Here is a 21,355-nt window from a genome sequence, read left to right as displayed (position 1 = left end):
TTCACTAATCCTTGGACTTGGCTTCCATTTCGTCGAGCGCGGCAGCAAGGCGCTTCTCTTCATTGAAGTAGCGGGCGCGGTCCCAGAAATGCGGCTTGCCGATGCCGGTCGACTTATGCCGGCCGACTAGCCGGCCCGAGGCGTCTTCGCCCTCGATTTCGTAGCGCATCAGGTCCTGGGTGATGATGACGTCGCCTTCCATGCCGATCACTTCGGTGATCTGCGTGATGCGGCGCGAACCATCGCGCAAGCGGGCCGCCTGGACGATGATATCGATCGAACCGGAGATGATTTCGCGCACCGTCTTTGCCGGCAGCGTGAAACCACCCATGGCGATCATCGATTCGATACGGCTCAGGCATTCGCGCGGCGAGTTCGAGTGGATCGTGCCCATCGAGCCGTCATGACCCGTGTTCATTGCCTGCAGCAGGTCGAAAACCTCGGGTCCGCGCACTTCGCCGACGATGATGCGTTCTGGTCGCATACGCAGGCAGTTCTTGACGAGATCGCGCATGGTGATTTCGCCTTCGCCTTCAATGTTCGGCGGGCGTGTTTCCAGACGCACCACATGGGGCTGCTGCAGTTGCAGTTCGGCCGTGTCTTCGCAGGTGATGACGCGCTCATCCGCGTCGATGTAGCGGGTAAGGCAGTTGAGCAGCGTGGTCTTGCCGGAGCCCGTACCGCCTGAAATGACGACATTGCAGCGAACGCGGCCGATGATCTGGAGCAGCGTCGCGCCTTCAGGTGTGATGGCGCCGAACCGAACGAGCTGCTCGAGGTTCAGCTTGTCCTTCTTGAACTTGCGGATTGTAAGTGCTGGTCCGTCGATGGCGAGCGGCGGTGCAATGACGTTGACACGCGAGCCGTCCGGCAGGCGTGCGTCGCAGATCGGGCTCGATTCATCGACACGGCGACCAACCTGGCTAACGATGCGCTGACAGATTGAAAGCAGTTGCGAATTATCACGGAAGCGGATTTCGGACTCGATGGTCTTGCCGCCGACTTCGATGAAGGTTTGCCCGGCGCCGTTGACCATGATGTCGGCGATATCGTCTCGCGCCAGCAGCGGCTCGAGAGGACCATAACCAAGGACGTCGTTGCAGATGTCTTCGAGCAGTTCTTCCTGCTCGGAAATCGACATCGCGAAGTTCTTGATCGTGATAATGTCGTTGACGATGTCGCGGATTTCTTCGCGGGCGCTCTCACCGTCGAGCTTGGCAAGCTGCGAAAGGTCGATCGTGTCGATCAGCGCGGAGAAAACCTGCGCCTTTGTATCGTAATACTCGTCGGTGCGGGCAGGGCGCTTGCGCTGCGGCGTTTGCATCGGCGGCGGCGGAACCTGCTGGCGCGGAGGTTCGCGCTGGGGCTCGACGAGAACCGCAGGTGCAGACGGGGAGGGCTGTTGCACTGGCGGAGGCGGCGCGATTGTGCCGCCCGCCTTGCCAAATCCCTCGTTTCCGCGTTTTCCGAACATGCCTTATTCCAATCTACCCTCGCGGGCGTTACTTGCGCTTCAGCAGGCCGAGCAATCTACCTTTGCGCGCCTTTCTGACGGCAATCCGCCCAGTCACGATGTGTGATACCTGCGAAAATGTTTCCGCGGTTGGCGACTTCGCATCCATCTCCGAGATCATACGGCCGCTATTGGCCGCATTCCCGAAGAGGTTGGCGTCGAACGGGATGATGGCGATCGGATCGGTCTCCAGCGGCTCGCAGAAATCCGACGGGCTGATCTCAGGCCGTTTTGGCATGCCGACCTGATTGAGGATCAGATGCGGCATCTTGTCGTTGGGCCGCATCTTGCGCAGCGCGTCCATCATGTTCTTGGCGTTGCGGAGGTTGGCGAGGTCGGGGGAGGCGCAGATGACGACCTCATCGACGCTCGCGAGCACCGAACGCGTCCATTCCGACCAGGCATGCGGTACGTCGAGGACGGTAACAGGGGCATTGCGCTGCAATACCTCGAGAACGGGCTGGAACGCCTGTCCTTCAAAGTCATAGGCGCGATCGAGAAGGGAAGGGGCGGCAAGCAGCGACAGATGCTCGGAGCACTTGGTCAGCAGGCGATCGAGAAACACCTCATCCAGACGGTCAGGTGCATAGACCGCCTCGGCGATGCCCTGGGTCGGGTCCTGGTCGAAGTCGATATTGGCAGTGCCATAAGGCAGGTCGAGATCCGCGAGGATCGTTTCCGTCGAGAATAGGTTGGAAATACCGAAGGCGCAGTTGTGGGCGATTGTCGAGGAACCAACGCCGCCCTTGGCGCCGATGAAGGCGATGCTGCGGCCAAGCGGTTCCGCATCCGGGTCAACGAAGATGGTAGCCATCGCCATCATGATGTCAGGCATGGCAACAGGCTGGACCATATACTCGGAAATGCCGTTGCGGACGAGTTCGCGATAAAGCGCGATGTCGTTGTAATAGCCGACGATAATGACTTTGGTGGAAGGGTCGCATACCGAGGCAAGCGGCGCCAATTCGGTGAGCAGATTGCCGGCTCCGGCCTTGGTCTCGAGAATGATGAGATTTGGCGTCGGCGCCGACGCGAACATGTTCGCAGCGGCTGCGATGCCGCCGCTGGTGATCCGCAAGCCGACCTTAGACATGCGGCGGTCATGGCTGCAACGCTCCATGACCCGTTGCAATTCTTCGCTCTCGCAGAAGGCGTGCACCGATATGCGCGGAAGGGGACGCATGGTTTCGAGTTCGGCCATGCGCATGGCATCCTCGGCGTTCCGCAGTTCGGTGGTATTCTTGATCTCGTATTCGACGGTGCTCATCTTCAATCCTACCGATCAGAAGCTGTCGGCGCTGCCGCTGACGTCCTCGATGTTGCTCGTGCGCTCACGGTATTCCTTGATCGCCGCGTTGCGCCGGGTCGCATCGATGGGGGTCATGCCGCGGGGCGCGATCAGGTCTTCAGGATTCGCTATTTGCGCGGCCAGATTATTCTGCGTTGCGCAGCCGAAGTTGTAATAATTCTGGTTGTTGAAATCGTTGATCATATCCCGCGGCCATTGTCCGCACTGCGAGGTCATCGCCGTCGTGCCGACGAAGGTCAGACGGATGGGAGCCGCGTCTCCGATGCCAGTGGCGGCATAGGTGCTGTTGACGATTTTGGAGCTGGCGACGCCGCGGGCCGAGAGCTCTGCGCGCACTTGGCCGCGGAGCTGACGTGCTGCGGAGGAGTTGGGCGATCCTTCGGGGGTCAATAGGTAGACCGGTCCGGTCGCCCGCGACGTATAGTTCTGCGCAAAGCCGCGGATCATGTCGCGCTGGGCGATGTTTAGACGACGATCCGTCGAAGCGACCGGGATATCGACCGATTGCTCGGCTTCGGCAACCACGATCGGGTGACGCTGACGATAGTCGTCAGGAATGCCGCCGGTCGTCAGCTGGTCGTGGGAGGCGCAGCCGGAGAGCAGGGCGGTCGCCACTGTGATCGCGGTCAGCAGCGATTTCGAAAAGCGGTATTCATACGCAGTGTTCTGCTTGTGGGCCATCGGCTGATCTCTGTGTTGTGCCATCGCTGATCCTGCTGCGCTCATTTGTAGATGAACCCGATGGAGCCATGGAATTGAGCGTCGGCGACCGGCGTTTCGCGGCCGCCGTAAACCTTGTTGACGCGGTTGAGCAGGAAAGCCGCTGCGTCGTTTTCCGGGCTGAAGTTGTCGTCCGGACGGTTGAGTTCGTTGCGGGCAACCGGGCGGACGAGATAGGGCGTCGCGATGATCACCAGCTCGGTCTCGTTACGCTCCACCGTGCGCTGCCGGAATAAAGTGCCGAGTAGGGGAATCTTGTTGACGCCGGGCGTTCCGTTCGAGGTCTGCGCAACGTCGTCGCGGATCAGACCGGCGAGCGCGATCGAACCACCGGACGGAAGTTCAACCGATGTTTCAGCCGCGCGACGCTGGTAGGTCGGAGTCGAGCCGGAAACCGAAGGCGCTGGCTCCGATACGTTCGTCTTGATCTCCAAGCTGATGCGGCCGGAGGACAGAACCACCGGCTTGAAGGCGAGGTTGATGCCATAGTTGTACGGGACGATCGTGACGTTACCGTCGTTGTCCGTCGTGGAATAAAGCACTTGCCCGCCGGAGTTGAACGTTGCGGCCTGCCCGGAAATCGCTGTCAGCGTCGGTTCCGCGAGCGTCTTAACCACCTTCGCCTGCTCAAGAGCGCTCAGATAGGTCGAGATATCGTATTTTCCGATCGAGCTCTTGAAGAGTGCTGCAAGACCGCCGCCGATTGTCGCCGCTGCCCCGCTCGCGCTCGGAGAGCCGAGCTGCGCGACAGTCAGTCCGCCCGAATTCGAAACCAGATTGTCGAAGCCGAGTTGCTTCAGTACTTCCCGACGAACTTCGGCGATAGTCACCTTCAACGTGACCTGATCTTCGCCCTGGATCTGCAAAAGGTTGACGACCTGCGAGGTTTGGCGGCCCTCAGCGAACAAGGCCACGGAGCCATCTCCACCTGAACTGGTGGCCGTTTCCGTACGCGTCGTCGCTTCGCCGCCTTTCAGGAAGACCTGGGCCAGATCAGCGGCCTGTGCGGCGTCCTGGGGCGTGCGAACCGTTCCGGTCAACACGATGTTGTCCGATACGATTTCCACCTTGATGTTGGAGTCCGGAATGAAGCGCCGGAGATTGGTTTCCAAGCCGGCGACGTCACGCTCGATTGCGATATCGAGGCTGACGATCTGCTGGCCATCGGCGCCGAAGATGAAGATGTTCGTTTGCCCGACAGTTTTGCCGAAGAGATAGATGCGGCGCGAGCTACGGGTGACCGCGTCCGCCATGGACGGGTCAGAAACGAGGATATCGTGAGCGTCGACGGGCAGGTCGACGACGATCGCCTTCTTCAAACCGAGCTTCAGACTGCGGTGTGCACCAGGTCCAGCCTGAGTGATGTTAACGATCCCGTCTGAAACTGCGTATGCAGCTCTTGTAGCAAGAACGCCAGGTGCGGCGCCGGAGAGCCCGATTGCAAAAGACAAGCACCCTGCCATCAAGGGCTTCATGTGGCGCGTCAAACTGCCCATTCCCATTTCCTTTACTCGGCCTTCGGCGCGCTGGCGGCGTCTGTAACGATTGAGCCTGATTTGATGACCTGGACGATTGCACTGCCGTTGTCGCCGCTGAGGAGATAGTCCGCAGCGCTGGTATCCTGTTCCTGGGCATCGGCGACCGAGCGCAAGGCCAGTGACAGCCGGTCCGCCATCTGTTGCGCAACGGCCAGCACCTTGGTTTGGTCGGGCGTCAGTTCCAGTGTTGCGGTCGTGCCGACCACGGCTTTCGAGCCGTCTTCCTTTTCCTGAATCTGCTGGTCGATCGCCAGCACGCGGACGTTGCTGAGCACGGTCTCGGTCAGATACTTGTCCGCCTCCTTGGCCTTGCGAACCATGATGACGTCGACGCGGTCGTTCGGCAGGATGAAGCCACCCGCACCTGTCGAAACCGAGATTTCGGTTGCCACGGCACGTTTTCCGGAAGGCAGGAGCGAAGACATGATGCGGCTGTTTGAGTCGGCGATCTTTTCCGCGCGGATCGGCTCGCCCTCGAAAATCGGAAGGCGGACGACGGCACCCTGCAGGTCTTTCAGGGCATCGGGCTTGTCCGCTTCGGTGATAAAGCCCTGGACGACGCCGCTCTGTGGCCACCCCATCCAGTGAACCGCCTTGTCATCCAATCGCGCGCCGACCGGAAGGTTGGCACTGGAGACGAGCACACTGACGGTTGGCTCCTTTTCGACCACCGATTGAACTTGGGTGACAACGGAGCCGCGGCCCGCGAGCGTCATCGCCAGCACGCCAGCAAGGCCGGCAGCAACGACAGCCACTCCAAGTATCAAAAGGCGGGCGGGTCTCATCGATCATTCCTCGGGGATTCGCGGTATTCACCCGAAGAATGGCTCACAATTGGTGTAATTATGGTTAATGAAAACCTTCGATCTTAAGTTAACGGAGGCTTAAATGGCGCTATTTCAGGCCTTCTAATGCCGCAACAAAGATCGGTGAGGAGGGAAAGGCAATAAAGCCGCCCGCGGCGATAGCAATACCGTATGGGATTTTCTTGGCGAGAAGAATCGAACTCGGAACCGGTAGCCCGACCGCCAGGATAACATGGGCTTGTGTACGGATCAGGAGGATCAAAAGAGTGATGATGCCGCCGAAGACGCCGACATAAGCCAGAAATTCAATGAGAGCCGGGCCAAAACCAAACCAGAGGGACGCCGCGGCGAGCAGCTTTGCGTCGCCGCCACCCATGATATTCAGGGCGAATAGGACAAAGCAGACGGCCAGAACTGCAAATGCAGCAACCAAGTGCGTCCCCAACACAATGAAGGGCATTCCTGTCGCTGTTGCGACTCCGAGGAACGTCACGGCGAGAATTACCGACACGCGGTTGGGGATCGTCATCGTGAACAGGTCCGAGAACGCAGCGATGGCAAGGCAGAGTGGGAAAATCACAAATACGACTGCCGAGATCATTCCGTTGAATCCCCATGAATAGAAAGGCTCACAGCGTTAACTGTGAGCCCGATTTTCACTTAGGCAAAGCGCGGTCTCGCCGCCGCCTTAAGCCGCTGATCAGGGAACGGTAGCCGGAGCCTTGGAGGCTGCCGAGTTCATGGTCACGGAAAGGTTGTTGAACAGAACGTTCAGTCTGCCGCCGAGCGCACTGGCGCCGGTGATGAGGGCGACGGAGATCAGCGCTGCGATCAGGCCGTATTCAATTGCGGTCGCGCCGGATTCGTCCTTCAGAAAACGGCTAACAAGCTTGGTCATGGTAACTCCTACTCCAGTTGAGGTTCAGCACGTCCGCCAACTGTTGCCGTTGATCGGATTGCCACAATTTAGCCAATGCCTGTTTCCATCAACTTAAAGAGTTGGGTTACCGGTTCGTAAACACGACTAGACGATCTAGAGTGGTAAGTATTTACTTTGCTGGTTACTTAGAATTTGAGGAGAATCTGGCGCATCGCGCAGTAATCGACGCTCGTGATGTTCCAAAGATAACCTTGCGCGAACGCGCAAGGACCGGAAGGAGGCACTTCGCTAGCGATAAGCTGATTTTATCTGGTTCACAAAGCCGGCATCATAGACAAATTTGAATAGGTTTAAGGCTTCATTCACCAATTTTTCTCATCCTGTTCCGTGAAATCGCCGAAACCCGAAAGAGATCGAAAATGTCGCTGAGTGGCAAGAGGATCATTCCCGCCTGCTTTTTTGCCATCCTCGGCCTAGGTGGATCCGCGCTCGCTCAACAGGACATACTGCGCGTCTACATGGATCAAGCGCGTGTTTTGAAGCTCGACCGTCCGGTGAGCAAGGTGATTGTAGGCAACGCAAAGGTGGCGGACGCAACGGTCGCTGATTCCAAGACGATCGTCCTGACCGGGCGCAGTTTCGGAACGACCAACCTTGTGCTGCTTGATGCTGACGGTAACGCAATTCTGGATGAGAGCATCCTGGTATCGATCGACGAGGCAAACACGGTCCGCGTCTTCCGCCAGACGGAGCGCTCGGTTCTTTCCTGTACCCCAAATTGCGAACAGCACAGCCAGCAAGGCGCTGAAACCGCAGCGGCGGGCGAGTGACAGCCATCAAACGACATTTTCCGTTAAACTTCTGATCCGACCTGAAACGGAAAATCAACGATCACACCTTACAACAGTGTAGTCGTAGCTGTCCTCGGATGCATGCCATGAAGGAAACGGATAACGTAGCGGACGCGACCGCCCGCCTTCATCGGTGGAAGAGGCCGCGATTGACCGCATTTTCGCGCTCGCGTGACGGTGCAGCGGCGATCGAATTCGCTCTCCTGGCTATTCCCTATTTCATGGTTGTCTTTGCCATCATCGAGACGTTCGTCGCGTTCGCCGGCGAGCAATTGGTGTCCAATGCCGTCGATACGATGAGCAGAAAGATGCGGACGGGACAGATCACACCTGCAAACACGAATGCAACGGCATTCCGGACGGCGTTCTGCAATGAGATCGCAATTCTGATAACATGCTCTTCGACAGAAGTTGCGACGCCAAGCAAGCTGTTCATCGACGTGCAGAACTTCAGCACGTTTGCCGCCGTTCCCACGACGATACCGAGAACGTCCACCAGCACCTATGCAGATATCAAGACCTCTGACTTCAAGTACCTGCCTGGCGGATCGGGTACGATCAACATGGTCAGGGCCTACTACCGCTGGCAGATTATCACCGATCTGATCCGACCTTACATTAGCAGCGTCCGCCCCACCGACGGCTCCTCCTCCTATTTCCTGATCGTCGCCACGACAGCCTTCCAGAACGAGCAGTACTGATGGTAGCTCGTGGCGCCGTGATTCAACTTCACAGTCTCGCAAGACGCTTCATTCGGGATCGCCAAGGCGTGGGCGCGATCGAATTCGCCATCCTGTTCCCGATCCTAGTGATGCTGTACGTTGGCGCCTTTGAGATCACCGTTGGTCTCAGCATCAGCAAGCGCGCCAGTCGAGCGGCTGGGATGATCACCGACATCGTGACCCAACAAAAAAGCGTGACCAAGGTCTGGCTCACCGATATGCCGGCGGTCGCCACTGCGGCGTTCGTACCCTATGGCTCCACAGGTCTCGTGGTGAAGATCACTGGCATCGCGATCGACGGTACTGCAACCGCAAAGGTGGCATGGTCCTGGGCCCAGGATGGCAGCCGTCCTTACGCATTAAATTCTGCCACGACGATACCGACCGAGATGAAGAAGGCCAATACCTTTTTGGTCCGCACCGAACTCAGCGTTCCCTATAAGCTCTTCTTGTTCGCGCCCTATTTGGTGCCGAACGACAGCACGATCACCATCAGCCGCAGCTACCTCTATCTGCCGCGGGCGAGCCCGACTGTCACGTGTGGCGATTGCTGAGGTCCCAAGCTCGTTTGCCAAGCGCCCTCCACCGTTATAAGGCTTGAGCAGCAGCAGCCCGCACTACGCGGGCCGTCAATTTTTGTCGCTGGGTGGAGCATGGCGCGAGCCTTTCTTTTTGTTCTGGATTCATTTGGTGTCGGCGGCGCGCCCGATGCGACTGCCTATGGCGATGGGGGTGCTAACACGCTCGGACACATCGCGGAATTCTGCGCGGCCGGTGCCGGCGATCGCGAGGGATTGCGCTCCGGCCCCCTCAAGCTTCCGAATATGTCAGCCCTGGGTCTCGTCCATCTTGCCAAGGCCGCCTCGGGTCGCTTCCCGGCCGGGATGCCGGTGCCAGAAAAAACCTACGCTATGTTCGGTTCCGCCAGCGAAGTTTCCCGCGGCAAGGACACGCCATCGGGTCACTGGGAGATCGCTGGGACGCCGGTGACATTCGACTGGGGGTACTTTCCGACGGAAGGCGAAGCGTTTCCGGCGCAGCTCATCGAGGCGCTCTGCAGGGCGGCTGATGTTCCAGGAATTCTGGGCAACTGCCACGCCTCCGGCACCGACATCATTGCCCGCCACGGCGAAGAGCATATCCGGACCGGAAAGCCGATTTGCTACACCTCGTCAGACTCCGTCTTCCAGGTTGCCGCGCACGAGACACATTTCGGCCTCGACAGGCTGATGACCTTTTGCGCGATCGCGCGGGCGCTGCTCGATCAATACAACATCGGTCGCGTCATCGCTCGGCCATTCGTTGGGGAAACGGCCTCGAAGTTTCAGCGCACCGGAAACCGTCGCGATTTTTCGGTGCCGCCGCCGGAGCCGACGCTTCTCGATCGGCTTGTGAAGGAAGGCCGCAAGGTCCATGCCATTGGCAAGATCGGCGACATCTTTGCGCATAAGGGTGTATCCCGAGTGATCAAGGCGAACGGCAACGAGGCGTTGATGGACGCCAGCCTCACGGCCATGGATACTGCTGAAGATGGCGAGCTGGTCTTCACCAACTTTGTCGATTTCGACATGGTCTACGGCCACCGCCGGGACGTCGCGGGCTATGCCGCTGCGCTTGAAGCCTTCGACGCCAGGCTGCCCGAGGTCGGCGGCAAGCTGAAGCCCGGCGACCTTGTTATTCTGACCGCTGATCACGGTTGCGACCCGACATGGCGCGGAACAGATCATACGCGCGAACGCGTGCCGATCATTGCCTACGGACCTGGAATGCGATCTCGCGATATCGGCATTCGCACCACCTACGCCGACATTGGCGAGACGATCGCCCGCCACTTGCGGATTCCGCCGGGGGCACACGGGAGAAGTTTTCTATGACGTCGCATTTGAAGAAGGTCGAGCTGCACTGCCACCTGGAGGGTGCCGCGCCACCGGCGCTGACCTTGGCGCAGGCCCGGAAATACAACATCGACATCAGCGCGTATCTCGCGGATGGCGTCTATGTCTGGCATGACTTTGCGAGCTTCCTCGAGTGCTACGACAAGGTCTCCGAGGTCTACAAGACCGAGGAAGACTATGCGCTGCTGACCGAAACATATCTGGATGAGCTCGCGGGTATCGGCACCATCTACAGCGAGCTGATCGTCTCTCCTGATCACGGCAAGCGGATCGGGCTTGGCGCCGACGCCTACATCGAGGGCGTGTGCGAAGGCATCCGTCGTGCAAAGAGCAAAAGCGGCATCGAGGCACGCCTGATCGTCACTGGTGAGAGGCATTTCGGCCCAGAAAGTGTCATCGGCGCAGCCGAATATGCCGCCAAGGCGAAAAACCCGCTGATCACCGGCTTCAATCTTGCTGGCGAGGAGCGGATGGGTCGGGTTGCCGACTATGCACGTGCTTTCGACATCGCCCGCGATTCAGGGCTCGGCCTTACCATCCATGCTGGCGAAGTCTGCGGCGCTTTCAGCGTTGCCGATGCGCTCGACGTTGTCAGGCCTTCGCGCATCGGACATGGCGTCCGTGCGATCGAGGACACGGATCTCGTCAAGCGGCTCGCCGATCTCGGAACCGTGCTGGAGGTTTGTCCCGGTTCGAATATTGCCCTGAAGGTCTTTCCGGACTTCGCATCTCACCCTTTGCGAAAGCTCAAGGAGGCTGGTGTCCGCGTGACGATCAGTTCCGACGATCCGCCGTTCTTCCATACTTCGCTGGAGCGCGAGTACGAATTGGCCGCCGACGCCTTCGGATTCAACGATGCCGCAATCAACGAGTTGACCCGAACCGGCATCGGTGCAGCCTTCGTCGATGAGCCAACGCGCCAGGCGCTGTTTGCCCGGATGTGATCCCCCAGCCCTGGGGATCAGCGTTGCAAAATTGCCTCTGCTCTTGCGGTGGAGGCAATTTCCATGAAAGAAACATCCGATAAGAACAACGATAGGAAGGGCTCTGGCCATGGACGGCGTAACGGTCATCGATCACCCGCTTGTGCAGCACAAACTCACGATCATGCGGCGCAAGGAGACATCGACCGGGAGTTTCCGCCGACTCCTGCGTGAAATCTCGACGCTGCTCTGCTACGAAGTGACCCGCGATCTGGAGCTCACGATGGAAACCATCGAGACACCGCTGCAGACAATGGAGTCGCCGATCCTCGAAGGCAAGAAGCTTGTCTTCGCCTCGATTTTGCGTGCCGGAAACGGCCTTCTTGAAGGCATGCTCGATCTCGTGCCGTCGGCGCGCGTTTCGCATATCGGCGTCTACCGTGACCATGAAACGCTGCAGCCCGTCGAATATTATTTCAAGGCGCCTGAAGATATCTCCGAGCGCTTGATCATCGTCGTTGACCCGATGCTTGCCACCGGCAATTCGTCGATCGCCGCGATCGATAAGCTGAAGGAGCGTGGCGCGCATAACATTCGCTTCCTCTGCCTTCTGGCCGCCCCTGAGGGCATCAAGAACTTCCGCGACGCGCATCCCGATGTGCCGGTCTTCACGGCCTCGATCGACAGCCACCTGAACGAGAAGGGTTACATCATGCCTGGTCTCGGCGATGCGGGCGACCGCATGTACGGCACGAAGTAATTCGCAATTCGTTTACCAAGTTCATTGTTGCCTGTGGCCCGGACAAGTTTGCCGGGCCATTGGCCTTGCTGGCATTAGCAACTTATCAGCAATTATGGCGTAGAACCTGTAAGCATGGCCACGCATGACGCGGGGTTTATACAGGAAGGATTTCTGTCCCGATGCTCGTGCGTACCGTCATTTTTGCAAGCGTTGCCGCAGTGCTTGCGACGCAAATTCCATCCATCATGGAAAAGCGCGGCGGCGAAGTGGCTCTTTCGGCCAACTTCGTTACCGGCAGGGCCGATCAGGCGCCTGCCACGGCCGCCGCTGGCGGCACAATGCGGCTTCGAGCCGACGCCCAAGGGCATTACTCCGGAGACTTCAAGATCAACGGTCGACCGGTGCAGGGCCTGATCGATACGGGCGCAACCTATGTCGCTCTGAACGAGAGCTTCGCTCGCAGGCTTGGTTATACCGGCAACCAGCTGGATTTTCGCTATTCGGTCGACACCGCCAACGGGCAGACGAAGGCAGCGCATGTGACGCTTGATCGGGTGGAAATCGGCGGCATCCGCGTGCGGGAGGTGGAAGCTTTCGTGCTGAAGGATGACGCCCTTACCTCCACGCTCGTTGGCATGAGCTTCCTCAAGAAACTTGCTTCCTATTCCGTTGCCGACGGATCCCTCAGCCTGAAGCAATAAACGGTGGCCTACGGCGTCATGACGGATCTGTGTTTCTTGCTTGGTCGGCGGTCCGCGCACTCTCTCGCGTTCCGGAGACAATGATCTCCAGGACCTCATGCTCGTCCGTGTTCTTGACGTAGCGGTCGCCCACATACTCGCCGCGCTTGAGAACCATGACGCGATCGCCTACCGCAAAAATGTCGACCAGGCGATGCGAGATAATGATCTGGGCAACGCCTTGCTTCTTCAGCTCCAGCATGGTTTCGAGCAGTCGTTCGGTCGCCATGACGGAAAGGTTGGCGGTCGGCTCGTCGAGAATCACGACTCGCGGTTCAAAAGAGATCGCGCGGGCAATCGCCACGGATTGCTGGCGGCCGCCCGATAGACTCTCGACCTTCTGATAGACGGAATTCACGTCGACCTTGAGACGCTTCAGTACGCTGTCCGCCTCGGCATACATCTTTCGCCGGTCGACGAAGGGCCCCCTGAGGGGCCAGCGGCCAAGGAAGATGTTCTGGCCGACATCCATGTTCCCGCAGAGCGCGAAGTCCTGGTAGATCATTTCGATTCCTGCTTCCCGACTCTCGTGCGGGCTCTTGAAATACACCGGCTGTCCGGCAACCAGGATTTCGCCGGCATCGCGCTGGTAGGCGCCGGTCAGGATCTTCATCAGCGTCGACTTGCCAGCCGAATTGTCGCCAACCAGCCCGAGGATCTCGCCGGGGAAAAGCGCGAGATCGACTTTGCGGAGCGCTTGCACGGCTCCGAAGGCCTTCTCGATGCCCCGCATTTCCACGATGGGCCGTAGGGGCTCTGCGTCAGCCATGGATGCGTTCTCCGGTTGGCGCAGCTGTCGCGAAACGGGCCCGCAGTCGCGCGAAGAGATTGGCCTGCCGTACCCATATGTCAATCAGCACGGCGACGATAAGGATGAGCCCGATGAAAACATTGATCCAGTGTTGGGGCATGCTGAAGCCCTGGACATTGAGCTGTAGAAGCGCCCGGACGAGCGTGATCACGGCTGCACCTGCAAGCGAGCCGATCATCGTGCCGTAACCGCCAAAGATCGATCCACCGCCGATGATGACGGAGGCAATGGCGTCAAGCTCTCGGAATTGGCCGGCAACCGGGTTGAAGCTACGGAAGTAAGCGACGTTGATGATCCCGGCCATGGTGGCGCAGAGCGCTGCCAGCATCAGGGAGAGGAAACGCACGCGGTTGGTGTTGATGCCGGCATAGGCGGCCGCGCGGACGTTGCCACCGGCAGCGCAGACCTTCAGCCCGAATGGTGTGTAGGCAAGTATGACGCCGGCGACGAGAGCGACAAGAAACATGAAGATCGTCTGGAGACTGACGACCTCTGCCACCGCGCGAACGATTCCCGACGGCAGCGAAAAGCCGAAATGCAGGAGAACGTCGTTCACCTTGCGGCCAAGCAGGTTGTAGCCCTCCGGCCAGCCGGTCAGCTGCTGGCCTGCCACGAACCAGGCGGCAAGACCGCGAGCAATGTAGAACATGCCGAGTGTGGCGATGAACGCGGGCAGCTTGAAGCCGACCGTGACGACGGCGTTGACGAGGCCGGCAGCCGTCCCCGCCAGGAGACCCATCGCCACGGCTGTAAACGGATCGGCGCCCAGTACCTTCAGGAAATAGGCGGCGGTGCTGCCGGCAAGCGCAAGCACGGCGCCAACGGAGAGATCGATATCCCCGGCTGCAATGACGTAGGTGAGCCCGACGGTAATGAGTGCAAGTTCGGTATAGTTGAGCAGGATCGCGAAGGTGTTGGGCAAGTTCCACCAGTAGTCCGGCCTCAGCGCCAGGCCGGTCAGCCAGAGCACGACAGTCAGGATAATGGCCAGCGCGTCACGGCGCGCGAGGAACTTGCCGAGCCCCGTGGCCGAGAGAGCCATGTCGGTCGCCATCGCTCCTTTGGTCTGAACGCCTTCCAGTGCCACGCCGCCGGTTTCGTAGGCTGGCGGTGGCGGTCGACCGCGGAGCCAAGCCCAGAACCGGCCTGCGATCTGGCGCCGAATGAGGAAGGGCTCGATAAGCACGGCCGTGACAAGAAGCAAGCCCAGGAAAACCAATACGGCCCCGGCGGGTAAGGTGAACCTCGCGCCGACGGCAACATTCTCGCCATCGATAACGACGGTGCGAGTGATCGGCCAGCCTTCTCGCAACACCTTGTCGATCAGCACAACGACTGCGGCGCCAAGGCAGGACCCGAATACCCTTCCGCGCCCGCCGAGGATCGATGCGCCGCCAATGACGACCGAAGCGATAACGGTAAGTTCCCAGCTGACGCCGTAGAGAGGGGTGACACCCTTATCCTGCGCCGCTGCCAGGAGCGCGGAAAGCGTCGCGCACAGTGATGAGAGCAGGTAAGCACGAATGCGCACCCATCGCGTGTTGATGCCGGCATAGGCTGCGGCCTGCTCATTGCCGCCGGTCGCGAAGGTCTCATAGCCCCACCGGGTTTTGGCAAGCACATAGGCACCGACGACGGCGACGAGGAGGAAGACTGCGATCTGGTTGTTGAAACCGAGAGTATTTATCTCTCCGAGACGGAAGAAGAACGGGTAGTCTTTCGCCTTGCCGGAATAGTAGATCGCCTGACCGTGCGTAAGCGCGAGAACAAAGCCGCGACCGATGAAAAGCATGGTCAGCGTTGCGATGAAGGCCGGCACTCTCAGGATCGTTACAAGGATGCCGTTAAGGAGGCCAATCACGGTACCGAGCAGCAGGCAGAAGATTGCGCACTCGATGATGCCGAAATCGATAACATCAGACGCAAAGAGCCTGGCAAAAACCACGGCGATGAGCCCGTAGGTGGAACCGACCGAGAGATCGAGATCCTTGTTGGCGATAACAAAGGTCATTCCGACGGCGATAATCCCGACACGCGATGTATCGCGCAGCAGCGCCAGAAGGGCTTCCGCAGACCCAAAAAAGGCCGGATTAACAAGAGCTCCGCCGAGGTAGAGCACGGCGAGAAAGATCAGCAGCCCAGCCTCCCAGCCGCCGACGAGCTGAGGTGGCGCACGTGCTAACGATGTCGTCGTGGGCGCCATGGTATCCACCGATCAACCTTGCCGTCGCGCTGCCGCGGGATTTTGCATCCCACGGCATCGATTTCCATGCATTCAGAGTGGCTAGTTCTCGAAGCGCTTGCCGACTTTGGCGACGTTATCCTTCGTCACCAATTGGGCACGCGTGTCCAGGTTGGCGGCGGAAATGCCGCGATCGATCTGGAGGTAAAGCTGCATGACGGGCCAGAAGCCCTGCAGGAAGGGTTGCTGTCCCAGCGAGCCAGTGAGATTTCCAGCCGCGATCCCCTCTTGCTGTGCCGGGCCGAGATCGAAACCAAAGGCGCAGAACTTGCCGGTCTTCCCCATCTGTGCGACCGCCTTCACGAGCGGCGGCGTGAAGACATTGTTGGCTGTAAACGCACCGACTGCGTCACCACGCGACTCAAATAGCGAAACAAGCGCGTTGACGGGGTCATTCGGATTCGTGTCGATGCCAACATTCTCCGGCCCGGCATCCACCTTGAACGCGTCAAGCTTGCCGGCATCCTTCAGCGTCTTGACGATTGCGTTGAAGGCGGCGGTCACGCGATTATTGACCTCGATGTTGCCCATCGCGGTCGACGACGGCAGGAGAATCGAGCCGCTGGTCGCGCCGCTATCAAGCACGCACTTGGCAAGCGCCTCGCCTCCGATGGCTGCGGCTGACGCGTCCTGGCCGGTATGGCTTATGCCACTGCGGTTCAAGATGGTTGCGTCGAACGAGTTGGTTGTGGCGATCGGAATGCCGGCCTTCTCGGCGGCCTTGACGATGTCGTTGTAGGCACCGACTTGCGGCGTCGTCATGATGATGCCGTCGATTGTCGGGTCCTGGACAATCTGGTTCAGGATCTCGATTTCGCGCGCCGGATCGTCAACCGGTGATTCCGAGCCGAGTAACAGGATCTTGGCACCGATCATGTTGCCGGCAACGGTTGCGCCGACGTAAACGGGGTCAAAAAAGCCATTGCCTGCCGTATGCGTCACAATCGCGAAGGTCAAATGGCCGTCAGCCGAATGAAAATCTTTCGTGCCGGACGCTTCCTTGGCGGCCTCGACAAAATCATAGCCGCCTACCGCTTTCTCAACGCCGCCCGACTGCGCAAATGCATGTGTAACGCCCAGCGACAGTACCGCAGCCGACGCTGCGTACAGCAAAGTCCGCCTCATGATTAGTCCTCCCTTGAGCCGAGGGAGAAAGTCGTTCGGGCGCAAATTATGGAGAGTGAAGGCCCGAGGGCTTCCTCCCATGCGCTAATATTCTGCGCAATTTCAATGCAAGTAAACGGCGAACTCATCGTAAGGGCGAATTTATACGCCGCATAAACATCTCATGGTTGCTTTGCTGGCAAATAGCCGCCGAAGTCGTGTTTCAGGCTTTCGAAAAGGGCGTAGCGCGCCAGTCGTGCCTCCTGTTCCGCTGTTGAGTGCGTCCGCCTCAGGCAATAGCCGCAATGCGCTCGCAAACGACATCAGGGATGGCGGGATGACGCTCGCCGATCCTGTAGTTGGCAGCCAGCGCGGCGACTGACGCGTCTGCGGCATCCTCGTTGGCTGCATGTACCAGCGCAATCGGATCGCCCTGTTCGACACGGGTGCCAAGCGGCAAAATGTCGGATACACCGACCCGGTGATCGATCCTGTCCTCGGGATGCCGTCGTCCGCCCCCGAGGTCGACGACGGTCATGCCGATCTCACGAACGTCGCAGCCGGAGAGCCAACCGGATTGAGTCGCGAGAACCGCCTTGGTTACCGGCGCGTGGACAAGGTATTTGTCCGGCTCTTCCAGGAGGTCTGAGGGGCCGCCGAGCAGGCGCACCATGCGGGCAAAGCATTCGGCGGCCCTACCCGACGAAACGGCGTCAGCGGCTCGCGTTTCGCCATCCTGCGCTGAGGAGGCCACGCCGGATTCCATCAGCATCTCGGCCGCGAACGCCAGAACGGCAGCCTCCAGCCGGGTGTCCTTCTTTCTGCCTGCGAGAAAATCCAGGCAATTGCGGATCTCCACGGCGTTTCCTGCCGCATCCGCCAACGGCTGGTTCATGTCGGTGATCAGCGCCGACGTCCGCACCCCCGCGCTGTTGGCGACATCGACGAGCGAGCGTGCCAGCATCTCTGCGTCTTTCGGCTCGGCCATGAATGCGCCCGTGCCGACCTTGACGTCGAGCACCAGCGTCTGCAGTCCGGCCGCGAGCTTCTTTGAAAGGATCGAGGCCGTGATGAGAGGGATCGAGTCGACCGTCGCCGTCACATCCCTGACGGCATAGAGCTTGCCATCTGCGGGAGCAAGCGCGCCAGTCTGGCCGATGATGGCGCAGCCGACATCCTTCACGACTTTGCGGAAAACCGTTGCATCAGGCGTGATGGTGTAACCGGGAATGCTCTCGAGCTTGTCCAGGGTGCCGCCGGTGTGGCCGAGGCCACGACCCGATATCATCGGGACGGCCAGGCCGCATGCGGCCGCGATCGGCGCCAGCATCAGCGAAACATTGTCGCCGACGCCGCCTGTCGAGTGCTTGTCGGCGATCGGCCGGTCGATGTCTGTCCAGCTCAGCGTGTCGCCCGAACGCGCCATGGCCAGCGTCAGCGCCACCACCTCCTCGCGCGACATGCCCCTGAACCAGACCGCCATGGCGAAGGCGCCGATCTGCCCCTCGGAGAGCTGACCGGAAGCAAGCGCGGCGATGAACGATTGGATGTCTTCTGTGGAAAGCGTTCCGCCGTTTCGCTTCTGGCGGATGATCTCCTGAGGGATCATTTCAATAGCTCGATGCAGCGGCAGGCGCGGACTGCGTGCCGCTGAGAACGGCAAGAATGTCGTCGAGCAGTCCGGATGCGCCAAAACGGAAGGTCGATGGCATCGGCCAATCGGGTGCCAGGATCGTTTCTGCGAGGCTCAGATAGAGCGCCGCGTCGGCCACCGACCCGATACCACCCGCCGGTTTGAAGCCGACCTTTCGACCACTTTGGCGAATGACCCGAAGCATGATGTCAGCTGCTTCGAGCGTCGCATTGACGGCGACCTTGCCGGTCGACGTCTTGATGAAGTCGGCACCCGCGTCGACGGCGAGTTCGGCGGCGCGACGGATCAGCGCCGCATCCTTGATTTCGCCGGTTTCGAGAATGACCTTCAGCAGGATCGGATCCTTGCACTCGGCGCGGATGGCCGTCACCATGTCGGTAACGGCCTTGCCGCTACCCGTCATGAACTTGCGATAGGGAATGACGAGGTCGATTTCATCGGCGCCGTCGGCAATCGCCTCGCGGGTTTCGGCGGCGACGTCGGCGATTTCCATCTCGCCCGAGGGGAAGTTGACCACGGTTGCGATCCGCACCGGATGAGCGGTGCCGAGTTGGGCGCGTGCGCGGGCAACGAAGCGCGGCCAGATGCAGATCGCTGCCGTGTTGCCATAGGGCGTCTGCGCCCTCGCGCACAGCGCGTCGATCTGCGCTTCGGTGCAATCGTCCTTGAGGTTGGTCAGATCGAGGAGAGAGAGGGCGACAGCGGCGGTCTCCTTGCTGGAATGAGTGGTCATTGTTCGCTTTCTCCTGCAATCATCTCTCTTAGTATGGCGGCGAGGCGGGAGCCGCCGATCGGAGCCATATCCTTGGTCTCCTCATGGCTCAGTTCACCACCGGTCATGCCCGCTCCATAGTTGGTGATTACCGACGCCGCTGCAACCCTTAAGCCCAGCATTCGCGCGATAATGACCTCCGGCACGGTCGACATCCCAACCGCATCCGCGCCGAGGATACGGGCCATGCGGATTTCAGCCGGAGTCTCGAAGCTTGGGCCGGAAAACCACATGTAGACGCCCTGTGCCAAGGGGATGCCGAGTTTCTCAGCGGCCTTGCGCATCTTGTCGGCAAGGCTGGCATCATAGGCGCTGGTCATGCCGACAAAACGACGATCGCTTTCCTCGCCGATCAGCGGGTTCATGCCGGAATAGTTGATGTGATCGGTAATCTGCATCACCGAACCGGGCGGCATGTCGTCTCGCAGTGAGCCTGCGGAATTGGTGAGGATCAGGGTCTCGACCCCGAGTTCGCCCAGCACTTCGATCGGCAGCCGCATCGCGCTGGCGTCGCCCTTCTCGTAGAAATGGACGCGGCCCGACAACATGACCACGGGTACACCGCCCAGCAAACCGGCGACCACTTCTCCGGCATGGCCCGAAACGGCGCTAACAGGGAAGCCCGGCAAGTCGTGGTACGGGATGCGTTGCGCTTCGGTCACTTCGCCGACCAACGAGCCGAGGCCGGAACCAAGCACGATGCCATAGCGCGGCGAAAGGCCGCCGAGCCCTCCGGCAAGCACTTTCAGAGCGGCACTCATCCGAGTTCAGTCTCGAAGCTGAATGGCAAAAGTTCTTCCATGGTCATCGTCTTCTGCACGCCGATCTCATCGCAGAGGTAGATCTTCGTATCCTTGGAGGCGAACTCCGAGATCTTCTGCCGGCAGCCGCCGCAGGGCGGGCAGAGCGGCAGCTTTTCAGCGATGACCGCCATTTCGACGATCTTCTTGGCGCCACCCATGATCATCGCGCTGATGGCAGTCGGCTCCGCGCACCAACCCTGTGGGAAAGACAGGTTCTCGATATTGGCGCCGGTATAGACCTTGCCGTCCTCGGCGCGGATCGCCGCGCCGACGGGAAACTTCGAATAGGGGGCGTGAGCGAAAGCCATGGCGCCGCGAGCGGCCTCGAAAAGATCGTGGGACATGTTCTCAACGTTCCTTCGTATAGGGGACACCACCCGCCTTGGGCGGGATTGCCACGCCGATGAAGCCGGCGAGCAGGACACAGGTCAGGATATAAGGCAGCGCCTGGAAGATCTGCACCGGCACTTCGCCAATCAGTGGCACCTGCTTGCCCTGCATGAAGTTGGCCAGCGCATCGAGAAAGCCGAAGAGCAGGCAGGCGAACATGACAGGCACCGGCTTCCATTTGGCAAAGACCAGCGCCGCAAGCGCGATATAACCCTTGCCGGCCGACATATCCTTGATGAAAGCCGCCGACTGCGCGATCGCGAGATAGGTTCCGGAGAAGCCGCAGAGGATGCCGGCGCACATGACGGCGCGATAGCGCAGCCAGGTCACCGAAATGCCAGCCGTGTCGACGGCGCCCGGATTCTCGCCGACGGCGCGCAGCCGCAGGCCGAAGCGCGTGCGGTAGAGGATCCACCAGGAAAGCGGAACCGCGAGGAAAGCGAGATAGGTCAGGATGTTGTTGCCGGAAATCACGTTGGCATAAAGCGGGCCGATGATCGGAATATCGCGGATGGCATCGGCGCCAGGCAGAACGATCGGCACAAAGCGAGCCTCAGGAAGCAGCTGCGGCGTGCGGCCGCCCTGGCCGAACCAGGCGCCGCCGAGAACGATCGTGATACCGGCGACGAAGAAGTTGATCGCCACGCCCGAGATGATCTGGTTGCCGCGGTTGGTGATCGAGGCGAAGCCGTGCACGAGGCTGAGCGCCACGGAGCAGACGATGCCGGCGCCGAGACCAAGCCATGGCGAACCGGTCAGATAAGCAACGCAGGCCGCCGCAAACGCCGATCCGAGCATCTTGCCCTCGAGGCCGATATCGAAGATGCCTGCCCGCTCGGAAAACAGCCCTGCCAGCGCCGTGAAGATCAGCGGGATCGACAGGCGGATCGTGGAGCTGAGGACGCTGATGAAGATGTCATAATAATCCATCGTGCGTTCC

The 21,355-nt window shown here is 60.0% G+C and carries 21 protein-coding genes and 1 pseudogene; 7 read left to right on the top strand and 15 right to left on the bottom strand.

Annotated features, from left to right (window positions below; translation table 11 throughout):
• Positions 1 to 4: 4 nt before the first annotated feature.
• The 7 genes from FHT77_RS06900 to FHT77_RS06870 form a co-directional block, all read right to left on the bottom strand.
• Positions 5 to 1,474, bottom strand: coding sequence for a CpaF family protein (locus tag FHT77_RS06900; RefSeq protein ID WP_183753661.1), 1,470 nt, complete (start codon positions 1,472 to 1,474; stop codon positions 5 to 7).
• A 28-nt stretch (positions 1,475 to 1,502) separates the two neighbouring features.
• On the bottom strand, positions 1,503 to 2,780 hold the full coding sequence (locus FHT77_RS06895) for a CpaE family protein (RefSeq protein WP_183753659.1): 1,278 nt from the start codon (positions 2,778 to 2,780) through the stop codon (positions 1,503 to 1,505).
• 15 nt (positions 2,781 to 2,795) lie between these two features.
• On the bottom strand, positions 2,796 to 3,527 hold the full coding sequence (locus FHT77_RS06890) for a CpaD family pilus assembly protein (RefSeq protein ID WP_405049253.1): 732 nt from the start codon (positions 3,525 to 3,527) through the stop codon (positions 2,796 to 2,798).
• A 17-nt stretch (positions 3,528 to 3,544) separates the two neighbouring features.
• Positions 3,545 to 5,038, bottom strand: coding sequence for a type II and III secretion system protein family protein (locus FHT77_RS06885; protein WP_183753655.1), 1,494 nt, complete (start codon positions 5,036 to 5,038; stop codon positions 3,545 to 3,547).
• 11 nt (positions 5,039 to 5,049) lie between these two features.
• Entirely contained in the window at positions 5,050 to 5,865 is an 816-nt protein-coding gene (cpaB, locus tag FHT77_RS06880) for a Flp pilus assembly protein CpaB (RefSeq protein ID WP_016552298.1), read from the bottom strand.
• Between the two features lie 109 nt (positions 5,866 to 5,974).
• Positions 5,975 to 6,487: a prepilin peptidase gene (locus FHT77_RS06875; RefSeq protein ID WP_183753653.1), complete on the bottom strand. Its 513-nt coding sequence runs from the start codon at positions 6,485 to 6,487 to the stop codon at positions 5,975 to 5,977.
• A 99-nt stretch (positions 6,488 to 6,586) separates the two neighbouring features.
• Positions 6,587 to 6,784, bottom strand: a complete 198-nt coding sequence (locus FHT77_RS06870) for a Flp family type IVb pilin (RefSeq protein WP_114710697.1) — start codon at positions 6,782 to 6,784, stop codon at positions 6,587 to 6,589.
• Positions 6,785 to 7,185: 401 nt separating this feature from the next.
• On the opposite strand from FHT77_RS06870, the gene FHT77_RS06865 reads away from it, so the two are divergent.
• The 7 genes and pseudogenes from FHT77_RS06865 to FHT77_RS06835 all read left to right on the top strand — a co-directional run bounded on the left by FHT77_RS06865 (position 7,186) and on the right by FHT77_RS06835 (position 12,600).
• Positions 7,186 to 7,596: a pilus assembly protein N-terminal domain-containing protein gene (locus tag FHT77_RS06865; protein WP_183753651.1), complete on the top strand. Its 411-nt coding sequence runs from the start codon at positions 7,186 to 7,188 to the stop codon at positions 7,594 to 7,596.
• A gap of 107 nt (positions 7,597 to 7,703) precedes the next feature.
• Positions 7,704 to 8,318 carry a TadE/TadG family type IV pilus assembly protein gene (locus FHT77_RS06860; protein ID WP_183753649.1) on the top strand — a complete coding sequence of 205 codons (615 nt, stop codon included), beginning with the start codon at positions 7,704 to 7,706 and terminating at the stop codon, positions 8,316 to 8,318.
• A complete protein-coding gene (locus tag FHT77_RS06855; protein WP_183753647.1) occupies positions 8,318 to 8,893 on the top strand; it encodes a TadE/TadG family type IV pilus assembly protein in 576 nt (191 codons plus the stop codon). The genes FHT77_RS06860 and FHT77_RS06855 overlap by 1 nt, the downstream gene beginning before the upstream one ends.
• A 99-nt stretch (positions 8,894 to 8,992) precedes the next feature.
• Positions 8,993 to 10,213 (top strand): phosphopentomutase, encoded by a 1,221-nt coding sequence (locus tag FHT77_RS06850; protein ID WP_183753645.1) that lies wholly within the window; start codon positions 8,993 to 8,995, stop codon positions 10,211 to 10,213.
• Positions 10,210 to 11,178: an adenosine deaminase gene (locus FHT77_RS06845; RefSeq protein ID WP_183753643.1), complete on the top strand. Its 969-nt coding sequence runs from the start codon at positions 10,210 to 10,212 to the stop codon at positions 11,176 to 11,178. The genes FHT77_RS06850 and FHT77_RS06845 overlap by 4 nt, the downstream gene beginning before the upstream one ends.
• Positions 11,179 to 11,287: 109 nt before the next feature.
• Positions 11,288 to 11,917, top strand: a complete 630-nt coding sequence (upp, locus tag FHT77_RS06840; protein ID WP_016552306.1) for a uracil phosphoribosyltransferase — start codon at positions 11,288 to 11,290, stop codon at positions 11,915 to 11,917.
• Positions 11,918 to 12,041: 124 nt separating this feature from the next.
• Positions 12,042 to 12,600: pseudogene (locus tag FHT77_RS06835) on the top strand (TIGR02281 family clan AA aspartic protease).
• Positions 12,601 to 12,616: 16 nt separating this feature from the next.
• Here FHT77_RS06835 and FHT77_RS06830 read toward each other — a convergent pair.
• The 8 genes from FHT77_RS06830 to FHT77_RS06795 all read right to left on the bottom strand — a co-directional run bounded on the left by FHT77_RS06830 (position 12,617) and on the right by FHT77_RS06795 (position 21,345).
• Positions 12,617 to 13,408 (bottom strand): ATP-binding cassette domain-containing protein, encoded by a 792-nt coding sequence (locus FHT77_RS06830; RefSeq protein ID WP_183753639.1) that lies wholly within the window; start codon positions 13,406 to 13,408, stop codon positions 12,617 to 12,619.
• Positions 13,401 to 15,653, bottom strand: coding sequence for an ABC transporter permease (locus FHT77_RS06825; RefSeq protein WP_183753637.1), 2,253 nt, complete (start codon positions 15,651 to 15,653; stop codon positions 13,401 to 13,403). The genes FHT77_RS06830 and FHT77_RS06825 overlap by 8 nt, the downstream gene beginning before the upstream one ends.
• 81 nt (positions 15,654 to 15,734) lie before the next feature.
• Complete coding sequence (locus tag FHT77_RS06820) at positions 15,735 to 16,817, bottom strand: substrate-binding domain-containing protein (RefSeq protein WP_183753635.1); 1,083 nt, start codon at positions 16,815 to 16,817, stop codon at positions 15,735 to 15,737.
• Positions 16,818 to 17,085: 268 nt separating this feature from the next.
• Entirely contained in the window at positions 17,086 to 18,405 is a 1,320-nt protein-coding gene (gene deoA, locus FHT77_RS06815) for a thymidine phosphorylase (protein WP_183753633.1), read from the bottom strand.
• Position 18,406: 1 nt separating this feature from the next.
• Complete coding sequence (gene deoC / locus FHT77_RS06810) at positions 18,407 to 19,183, bottom strand: deoxyribose-phosphate aldolase (RefSeq protein WP_183753631.1); 777 nt, start codon at positions 19,181 to 19,183, stop codon at positions 18,407 to 18,409.
• Entirely contained in the window at positions 19,180 to 19,983 is an 804-nt protein-coding gene (locus FHT77_RS06805; RefSeq protein WP_183753629.1) for a purine-nucleoside phosphorylase, read from the bottom strand. The genes deoC and FHT77_RS06805 overlap by 4 nt, the downstream gene beginning before the upstream one ends.
• Entirely contained in the window at positions 19,980 to 20,369 is a 390-nt protein-coding gene (locus FHT77_RS06800) for a cytidine deaminase (protein ID WP_183753627.1), read from the bottom strand. Before FHT77_RS06800 ends, FHT77_RS06805 begins: the two co-directional genes overlap by 4 nt.
• Positions 20,370 to 20,373: 4 nt before the next feature.
• Positions 20,374 to 21,345, bottom strand: a complete 972-nt coding sequence (locus tag FHT77_RS06795; protein ID WP_183753625.1) for an ABC transporter permease — start codon at positions 21,343 to 21,345, stop codon at positions 20,374 to 20,376.
• Positions 21,346 to 21,355: the final 10 nt, after the last annotated feature.

It is taken from the genome of Rhizobium sp. BK181, from assembly GCF_014193305.1.
GTDB lineage: Bacteria > Pseudomonadota > Alphaproteobacteria > Rhizobiales > Rhizobiaceae > Rhizobium.
This window is presented reverse-complemented; position numbering and strand designations above follow the sequence as displayed.

Excerpts from the sequence above, each read along its gene's own strand:
- FHT77_RS06900 (WP_183753661.1), bottom strand. The coding sequence starts at position 1,474 with ATGTTCGGAAAACGCGGAAACGAGGGATTTGGCAAGGCGGGCGGCACA.
- FHT77_RS06895 (WP_183753659.1), bottom strand. The coding sequence starts at position 2,780 with ATGAGCACCGTCGAATACGAGATCAAGAATACCACCGAACTGCGGAAC.
- FHT77_RS06890 (WP_405049253.1), bottom strand. The coding sequence starts at position 3,527 with ATGGCACAACACAGAGATCAGCCGATGGCCCACAAGCAGAACACTGCG.
- FHT77_RS06885 (WP_183753655.1), bottom strand. The coding sequence starts at position 5,038 with ATGGGCAGTTTGACGCGCCACATGAAGCCCTTGATGGCAGGGTGCTTG.
- cpaB (WP_016552298.1), bottom strand. The coding sequence starts at position 5,865 with ATGAGACCCGCCCGCCTTTTGATACTTGGAGTGGCTGTCGTTGCTGCC.
- FHT77_RS06875 (WP_183753653.1), bottom strand. The coding sequence starts at position 6,487 with ATGATCTCGGCAGTCGTATTTGTGATTTTCCCACTCTGCCTTGCCATC.
- FHT77_RS06870 (WP_114710697.1), bottom strand. The coding sequence starts at position 6,784 with ATGACCAAGCTTGTTAGCCGTTTTCTGAAGGACGAATCCGGCGCGACC.
- FHT77_RS06865 (WP_183753651.1), top strand. The coding sequence starts at position 7,186 with ATGTCGCTGAGTGGCAAGAGGATCATTCCCGCCTGCTTTTTTGCCATC.
- FHT77_RS06860 (WP_183753649.1), top strand. The coding sequence starts at position 7,704 with ATGAAGGAAACGGATAACGTAGCGGACGCGACCGCCCGCCTTCATCGG.
- FHT77_RS06855 (WP_183753647.1), top strand. The coding sequence starts at position 8,318 with ATGGTAGCTCGTGGCGCCGTGATTCAACTTCACAGTCTCGCAAGACGC.
- FHT77_RS06850 (WP_183753645.1), top strand. The coding sequence starts at position 8,993 with ATGGCGCGAGCCTTTCTTTTTGTTCTGGATTCATTTGGTGTCGGCGGC.
- FHT77_RS06845 (WP_183753643.1), top strand. The coding sequence starts at position 10,210 with ATGACGTCGCATTTGAAGAAGGTCGAGCTGCACTGCCACCTGGAGGGT.
- upp (WP_016552306.1), top strand. The coding sequence starts at position 11,288 with ATGGACGGCGTAACGGTCATCGATCACCCGCTTGTGCAGCACAAACTC.
- FHT77_RS06830 (WP_183753639.1), bottom strand. The coding sequence starts at position 13,408 with ATGGCTGACGCAGAGCCCCTACGGCCCATCGTGGAAATGCGGGGCATC.
- FHT77_RS06825 (WP_183753637.1), bottom strand. The coding sequence starts at position 15,653 with ATGGCGCCCACGACGACATCGTTAGCACGTGCGCCACCTCAGCTCGTC.
- FHT77_RS06820 (WP_183753635.1), bottom strand. The coding sequence starts at position 16,817 with ATGAGGCGGACTTTGCTGTACGCAGCGTCGGCTGCGGTACTGTCGCTG.
- deoA (WP_183753633.1), bottom strand. The coding sequence starts at position 18,405 with ATGATCCCTCAGGAGATCATCCGCCAGAAGCGAAACGGCGGAACGCTT.
- deoC (WP_183753631.1), bottom strand. The coding sequence starts at position 19,183 with ATGACCACTCATTCCAGCAAGGAGACCGCCGCTGTCGCCCTCTCTCTC.
- FHT77_RS06805 (WP_183753629.1), bottom strand. The coding sequence starts at position 19,983 with ATGAGTGCCGCTCTGAAAGTGCTTGCCGGAGGGCTCGGCGGCCTTTCG.
- FHT77_RS06800 (WP_183753627.1), bottom strand. The coding sequence starts at position 20,369 with ATGTCCCACGATCTTTTCGAGGCCGCTCGCGGCGCCATGGCTTTCGCT.
- FHT77_RS06795 (WP_183753625.1), bottom strand. The coding sequence starts at position 21,345 with ATGGATTATTATGACATCTTCATCAGCGTCCTCAGCTCCACGATCCGC.